Annotated in this window: 9 protein-coding genes; 6 read left to right on the top strand and 3 right to left on the bottom strand. The window is 69.7% G+C overall.

Translation table 11 applies throughout. The features are described 5' to 3' along the window. The coding region (locus ACFWPJ_RS08125) for an ESX secretion-associated protein EspG (protein ID WP_378848703.1) at positions 1–514 on the top strand (514 nt) is incomplete at its 5' end. Here ACFWPJ_RS08125 and ACFWPJ_RS08120 read toward each other — a convergent pair. From ACFWPJ_RS08120 to ACFWPJ_RS08110, 3 genes are read right to left on the bottom strand one after another with little or no spacing between them, the layout of a single operon-like run. Then, positions 515–1,183, bottom strand: a complete 669-nt coding sequence (locus tag ACFWPJ_RS08120) for a histidine phosphatase family protein (protein ID WP_378848701.1) — start codon at positions 1,181–1,183, stop codon at positions 515–517. It abuts the gene before it with no gap. After that, positions 1,180–2,094, bottom strand: coding sequence for a prephenate dehydratase (gene pheA, locus ACFWPJ_RS08115; RefSeq protein WP_378848700.1), 915 nt, complete (start codon positions 2,092–2,094; stop codon positions 1,180–1,182). Before pheA ends, ACFWPJ_RS08120 begins: the two co-directional genes overlap by 4 nt. Positions 2,095–2,135: 41 nt before the next feature. Further along, positions 2,136–2,555, bottom strand: a complete 420-nt coding sequence (locus tag ACFWPJ_RS08110) for a hypothetical protein (protein ID WP_378848697.1) — start codon at positions 2,553–2,555, stop codon at positions 2,136–2,138. Between the two features lie 113 nt (positions 2,556–2,668). Here ACFWPJ_RS08110 and ACFWPJ_RS08105 point away from each other — a divergent pair, with 113 nt between their 5' ends. From ACFWPJ_RS08105 to ACFWPJ_RS08085, 5 genes are all read left to right on the top strand, one after another. Further along, positions 2,669–3,430, top strand: a complete 762-nt coding sequence (locus ACFWPJ_RS08105) for a DUF2470 domain-containing protein (RefSeq protein WP_378848695.1) — start codon at positions 2,669–2,671, stop codon at positions 3,428–3,430. Between the two features lie 46 nt (positions 3,431–3,476). Further along, the gene (locus ACFWPJ_RS08100; protein WP_378848693.1) at positions 3,477–4,253 is read left to right on the top strand and encodes a CPBP family intramembrane glutamic endopeptidase; all 777 of its coding nucleotides are present in this window, start codon (positions 3,477–3,479) and stop codon (positions 4,251–4,253) included. 133 nt (positions 4,254–4,386) lie between these two features. Further along, positions 4,387–5,802, top strand: coding sequence for an LCP family protein (locus tag ACFWPJ_RS08095; protein ID WP_378848704.1), 1,416 nt, complete (start codon positions 4,387–4,389; stop codon positions 5,800–5,802). Positions 5,803–5,812: 10 nt separating this feature from the next. Then, positions 5,813–6,349, top strand: coding sequence for a ferritin (locus ACFWPJ_RS08090; RefSeq protein WP_378848690.1), 537 nt, complete (start codon positions 5,813–5,815; stop codon positions 6,347–6,349). 86 nt (positions 6,350–6,435) lie between these two features. Further along, a complete protein-coding gene (locus ACFWPJ_RS08085; RefSeq protein ID WP_378848687.1) occupies positions 6,436–6,984 on the top strand; it encodes a ferritin in 549 nt (182 codons plus the stop codon). Positions 6,985–7,101 lie beyond the last annotated feature (117 nt).

Raw genomic sequence — 7,101 nt, 5'->3', positions numbered from 1 at the left:
GGGCGACGACCGCGCGGTCGTCGCCCTGCGCGGGCCGGAGTCCTACGTCATCGACGACGCGGGCCTGGACCTGCCCGGCGCGGTACTGCAGGCGCTCGGGCAGTCCGAAGCGCTCGAGCTGTACGGGATGAACGCTCCCACCGAGGAACTCGCGCCGATCTTCGGCGACACCGGCGACGTCGCGGCCACCACGGAGCGGCTGAGCAAGATCGGCAAACCGGCCGGCGACGCGCCCGCGCTCGCCTCGGCGCTGGTGGAGATCCACTCCTACGCCGAGATCGTCGGCGTCGCCTACGGTGACGGCACCCGCGACATCCAGGACAACCACATCGCCGTGTTCAACACGCGGGCGGGCAGATTCATCATCACCGCCAGCGTCGCCGACGACGGCGTGAAGTGGTCGTCCATCGCCTCGGGCACCAACGCGCGCCTGCGGACGGCGGTCGCCGATCTCATCGAATCACTGCCGATCCGCACCGAATTCCCGGCCGCGAAGGCCGACAACCTGGGGTGACTACCCCATCGGGTCGTCGGCCGTCGGCTCGGCCTTGACCGTGAACGGCGGCGTGAACCTGCCCCAGCGCAGGCACTCCCAGCCGCCGTCCTCGGTGGGCAGCAGTTCGATCGTCTCGGTGTTGTCGAGGTGGTTGTTCGTGGTGAACGGCGGCGCCACCCCGGCCAGCGTCTTGGCGACCAGCCGCATGGCGGCGCCGTGGTTGACGACCACCACGTCACCGTCGGCGCCCTCGGTGAGGAACTCCGTGCGCAGCCCTTCGAGCACCGGCACGATCCGGTCGAGCACCTCGTGCCCCGATTCGCCGCCGGGCGCCCTGGTGTCGAGTTCACCGAGGTGCCAGCCGCGGTAGATCTGCTGGAAGAGGTCGTGGGCCTCCTGGTCCGAGCGCCCGTGCAGCTCGCCGACCTGCACCTCGAACAGGCCGTCGAGGACGTGGGCGGCCGAGCCGGTGGCGGCCTCGATGTAGCTCGCCGTCTGCCGGGCGCGCAGCGCCGCCGACGACACCAGCACCTGCGGCGCGCGCGCCAGACTCGCGCCGAACGCTTTCGCCTGCGCCACACCGCGTTCGGTCAGCGGGAGGCCGGGCACCTGGGTATCGAGGATCTTCGCGACGTTGCCCTCGGTCTCGCCGTGCCGCACCAGCACCAGCTTCGCGCGTGTAGTCATAGGTCAGCGACCCCCTTTCGCAATTGCGTCAACCATTCTGCGGCAGGTTCGTCCGACGGGGGCGGCGTACCGACCTCCGAGTACGCGGGCCACGATCCGAGGAACCGGACCCGCGCCGTGCGATGCAATGCCTTCAATGTCTCCGCGACCGCCGGATCGTCGAGGTGCCCGACGCAGTCCAGGTAGAAGCGGTAGGTGCCCATCGAGGTCCGGGTCGGCCGCGACTCGATTCTGGTCAGATCGACGCCGCGGGTGGCGAATTCGGCGAACGCGCGCATCAGCGAGCCGGGCTCGTTCGGCAGCTCGAGCACGATCGAGGTGCGATCGGCGCCGGTCGCGTGCGGTGCGACTCCCGGCCGCGTCACCAGGACGAACCGGGTGATCGCCTGGTCGTGGTCGGCCACCCCGGCGGCCAGCGTGGCCAGTCCGAGCCGCTCGCCCGCCAGCGCGGTCGACACCGCGGCGTCGGCGGTTCCCGCGGCCACGTCCTCGGCGGCGGCCGCGTTGGAGGCCGACGTGAACGGCCGCGCCGCCGGCATGTTCCGCGCCACCCACTGCCTGACCTGCGCGGCGGCTACCGGGTAGGCAGCCAGCGTGCGCACCTGGTCGAGCGTGATGCCGTGGCGCGCCACGATCGTGAAGCTCACCTCGAGCTCGGTCTCGGCGACGATCTGCAGTCGCGGCCCGATGGCCAGCGAATCCAGCGTCGCGGGAATCGACCCTTCGACGGAACTCTCGATCGGCACCACCGCGCCGTCGACATCGCCGGACCGGATCAGATCCAGTGCCGCACCCTGACTCGGCGCGGCTACTCGCTCGACCGGGCCGTCGAAGGCCCCCGAGTTCTCGAACTTCGCCAGAGCCATCTCGGTGAACGTCCCGGACGGCCCGAAATACGCAATACGCGGCACACAGAAAGATTAGCTGGATCGTTGTCCGAAGTCGGCCCGGCTCAGGAATCCAAGACGCGGAGAGCGTCCGTGATCGCCTGCTCATCGTCGGTTTCGATGGCGAGCAGAACCGTCCGGGTTGCTTCGATGGCCGGTGGCTTGAGCGAGGTCAGGAAATCGACATCGGGATTCGTGAGGGCGGTCGGGATGTCCTCGCCGCACAGGGCGGCGACCGTACCGGCGACGATGGCGACGGCACGTGCCCCGTCGGCTGTGCGGGCGACGAAGCCGTGGTCGGCGTGGGCGATGCGGACCAGGAACGCCGCCAGCTCGGCATCGGGGATGTCGACGTCGACGATTTCCGCGGTCTCCGGCGCGCCGCCTAGCGGCCGGACCAGGCCGGCCACCAGACTGCGGCGGGCGGGCGTCGACAGGGTGACCAGGACGGGTTCGGCGGGCGTCGCGTGGTCGTCGTGCGTCATCAGACCACCGTAGATGCGGAATTTTCGGCGATTCCGCGGGGTGTCCCTCTTGCGCGAATGATCGCGGTAACTTAGCTTAGGTTTACCTAATCAACAGTTCGCGGAGGTTGTCAATGTCGAGCCCTACCACGATCCTCGCGCCGACGACCGCCGAGCGCGTGCGCAGCGCGTGCGCGCACGCGGAGTCGGCGATGCTCGCGCTGCCCGGCATCGATCCGGTGCCGACCACGCTGCATCATCTGCGCCGGTGCGGCGACGCGGTGATCGCGGTGCCGGCCGGCTCGCTCGCGGCGGCGCTGGCCGCGACGGCGAACGAGACCTCCGCGGTGCTCGAACTCACCGATCACGCGCCGCTGCCGCTGCGCGAGCCGGTCCGGGCACTGGTGTGGTTGCGCGGCTGGGTGCGGCAGGTGCCCGAGCAGGCGCAGCGCGCGCTCGCGATCGAGATCGCCAAGGAGTTCCCGCATCCGGGCCTGCTCGATGTGGGTCACGGGGTCACCCTGCTGCGCGTGGTGGTGAATTCGGCGGTGCTGGCCGACACCTCCGGCGCCGAATCGGTCGACCACGCCGACCTGCGCGCCGCCTCGCCCGACCCGTTCTGCGAACTCGAGAGCGCCTGGCTGCAGCACATGGCCGAGGATCACGCCGACATCGTCGCCCAGCTGGCCCGGCACCTGCCGACCCGGCTGCGCGGCGGGATGGTGCATCCGCTGGCCATCGACCGCTACGGCCTGACCCTGCGCGTGGAGAGCACCGAGGGCGACCACGACGTGCGCCTGCCCTTCGCCACCCCCGCCGACGACGTCCAATCGCTGAGCAAAGCGGTGCGCATCCTGGCGGGCTGCCCCTACCTGAACGGCCTGCGCCGCATCTGAACCCGGCGACGGGCTGATGTTGTGCCAGCTGCCTACACTGCGCGACATGCGCGTCGATCCTCCGGACACCCAGCTGAGCGAGCGGGAACGGTTCGGTCTCCGACTGGAGATCGCGATCGTCTTGCTGGTGACCTTCGGGCTGAGCGGGATCAGTGCCGGTCTGGCGCTGCTGGATTCGGCGCTCTCGCCCGGTGGCATCGGCGGGCGCACGGTGGCGCTCAACGCCTCCCGGTCGGACAACTCGGTGCTCGACCTGCTGTTCCAGCTCGTCAGCGTCACCCGGTTGCTGGCCTGGGCCGCGCTCGGCCTGTACCTGTTGTGGCGCAGCGGAATCGGACCGCGGCTGATCGGCCTGGCCAGGATCGGGCGCGGCGATGTGGTGCCGGGTCTGCTGCTGGCCGCGGTGATCGGCCTGCCCGGGCTCGGGCTGTACCTACTCGTGCACGCGCTGGGATTCAGCGTCACCATCGTGCCGAGTTCGCTGTCGGAGCACTGGTGGCGGCTGCCGGTGCTGATCCTGTCGGCCTGCGCGAACTCGGTGGCCGAGGAAGTGCTGGTGGTCGGCTATCTGCTCACCCGGCTGCGTCAGCTCGGCTGGTCGGACAACCGCTCGCTGGTCGCGTCGGCGCTGCTGCGCGGCAGCTACCACCTGTACCAGGGGATCGGTGGCGGCCTCGGCAACATCGTGATGGGCCTGCTCTTCGGCCGGTACTGGCAGCGCACGAACCGGCTGTGGCCGCTGATCCTGGCGCACGCGACGATCGACGCGGTCGCCTACCTCGGCTACACCGTGCTGCGCGGTCGCGTCGGCTGGCTGCCGTGAGCGGCGTGTCACGGCGAGTCCGGCCACATCCCCGCGTTTCGCGCTAACACGGGGGCCCGAGCGGGGTATCCCAGTAGTGACCGAGCGCGCACAACCGACCCGCGCACCCGACGATCAGTAGAGTGCCCCAGTGATGAACGGCGACGATCCCCGCGATGACCCGCGTAGGCGCCGGGTGCCGCCGCAGGCAGGCCGCCCCGGTGGTCCTCCGCTGCCGCCGCCCGGGCGTGGCAACGGTCCACGTCAGGGCCGTCCGCTGCCCGGCGACGATCCGACGGTCCGGCACGGCAACCCCCAGCGCATGCCACCGCCGGGCGAGGGTCCGACGGTCCGCTACAACCCCGCGCCGCGCCGCGAACCCCCCGCCTCGCACATCGAGCCGACCCAGGTCCTGCACCGTGACGGCCGCGGCGAGCCGCTGGCCTACTCGCAGATACCGACCGAGCAGCCGCGCAGGCACGCGCCGACGCAGCGCCCGGTGCCGCATCGCGAGCCGGTCCGGCACGCGCCGACCCAGCGACCGGTCCCCCATCACGACGGCGTCCCGCCCCGGCGCACCCCGCCCCCGCCCGATGTGGGCAGGCAGGCCAGGCCGCCGCGGCGGCCACGCAGGCGTCATCCGTTCCGGTGGATGACGCTGAGGGGGGGGGCTCTGAGCGCGGGGCTGAGCGCGGGGGTGGTCCCCCGCCACAACTCGCCCCCCGGGACCCCCCCCCTCCCCACCCCCCGCGACCGGGTCGGCGATACGCCGGGCACGAACTGGCTGCTTGTCGGTTCCGACGGTCGCGGTGACCTGTCGACCGAGCAGGAACAGGAACTGGCGACCGGCGGCGACATCGGTCCCGAACGCACCGACACGATCATGCTGGTGCACATCCCGTCGTCCGGGCCGACCACGATGGTCAGCCTGCCGCGCGACTCCTACGTCAGCATTCCCGGCCACGGCAGGGACAAGCTCAACGCGTCGTTCGCCCTCGGCGGCGCGCCGCTGCTGGTGCAGACCGTCGAGATCGCGACCGGCCTGCGGATCGACCACTACGCCCAGATCGGCTTCGGCGGTTTCGCCGGCGTCGTCGACGCGCTCGGCGGGATCGAGATGTGCCTGGAGGAGCCGATCGTCGACCCGCTGGCCGGGCTGGACCTGCCCGCGGGCTGTCAGGAGCTCAGCGGGCCGGAGGCGCTCGGTTTCGTGCGGACCAGGGCCACGCCGCGCGCGGATGTCGACCGGATGAACCATCAGCGCCTGTTCATGTCGGCGCTGCTGAAGAAGGCGACGAGCATGGGCACGCTGGCCAACCCGTTCGCGCTGTGGCCGATGGCCACCGGGGTGGCCGGATCGCTGAAAGTCGATGACGGCGACCACATCTGGAACCTGGCAGCCCTGGGCTGGGCGATGCGCGGCGACACCGTCACCACCAGCGTGCCGATCGGCGGCTTCGACGACACCGACGTCGGCAACGTGTTGCTGTGGGACAAGTCGAAGGCGCCCGGCTTCTTCGAGGCACTGGCCAACGACCAACAGATTCCCGAGGAGCTGCTGACGCGGTAACGTCGACGGTATGGCCGAGGACCGTTCGTTCATCGAGCTGCTGCGAGACCAGATCCGGCACGGGCTGACCGCCGCGCAACAGTATCTGGCCGCCGCCGTGTACTTCGACACACAGCGACTACCCGAGCTGGCCGCGCAGACCTATGCCCGATCGGCGCAGAGCCGCGGCCATGCGATGCGGATGGTCCAGTATCTGCTCGACCGCGATATCTCGGTGACGATCGGGGGCCTCGACGAGGTGCGCTCCGAGTTCGATTCGCCGCGCGCCGCGATCGCTTTCCTGCTCGACCGCGAGCGGGCGACCACCGCGCAGATCAGCGGACTCGCCGCGGCGGCGCGGACCGCCCAGGATTATCTCGGCGAACAATTCGTGCAGTGGTTCCTCAAAGAACAGGTGGCCGACGTCGCGGAGATGAGCACACTGCTCACCGTGCTGGACCGCCAGCAGAATCTGTTCGACGTGGAGGAATTCATTCGGCGCGAGCTGGCGGGCAAGGTCCCGGTGGACAACGCAGCACCGAAAATGGCTGGGGCAGGGCAGGTTTAGTTAGGGAGTACTTGCTTAGGGAATACTTCCCTCAATAAGGTTGCACTTGGATGACAAGCCCTGTGACCAGCGCTAATGTTGCCGGCATGTCGAGTCATTCGGAAAACCCGCGTAGCAAATTCCACAGCCTGCTTCAAGACCAGATCCGACATGAGTTCAATGCCGAACACCAGTACATCGCCATTGCGGTGTGGTTCGACAATGCCGATCTGCCGCAGCTGGCCAAGCGGTTCTATGCACAGTCCGTGGAAGAACGTAACCACGCGATGATGATCGTTCAGTATTTCCTCGACCGCGATATCAACATCGACATCGCGGGCATCGATGCGGCCAAGTCGCATTTCGAGGACGCCCGCGCGCCGATCGCGCTGGCATTGGCCCAGGAGAAGACGGTCACCGACCAGATCATCCAACTGGCCAGCACCGCCCGCGAGGAAGGCGACTACCTCGGCGAGCAGTTCATGCAGTGGTTCCTCAAGGAGCAGGTCGAGGAAGTCGCGCGCATGAACACGCTGCTCAACATCGCCGACCGGGCCGGGTCGAACCTGTTCGACCTGGAGAACTTCATCGCGCGGGAGATGTCCACCCCGTCCGACGCCTCCGGTGCCCCCTCCGCCGCCGGCGGCCACCTCTGACGTTCGCCCCCGGGTTTGGGGGGGGGGGCCGCGCCGCCCCCCGCCGCCGGTACGCGGCCACCCGCACCGACACCCGCTCGCCGTCGGGAAGGAGCAGGTCGAGCTCGGTGAGGGAAC

The organism is Nocardia sp. NPDC058497 (assembly GCF_042720195.1).
Classification (GTDB): domain Bacteria; phylum Actinomycetota; class Actinomycetes; order Mycobacteriales; family Mycobacteriaceae; genus Nocardia.
This window is presented reverse-complemented; position numbering and strand designations above follow the sequence as displayed.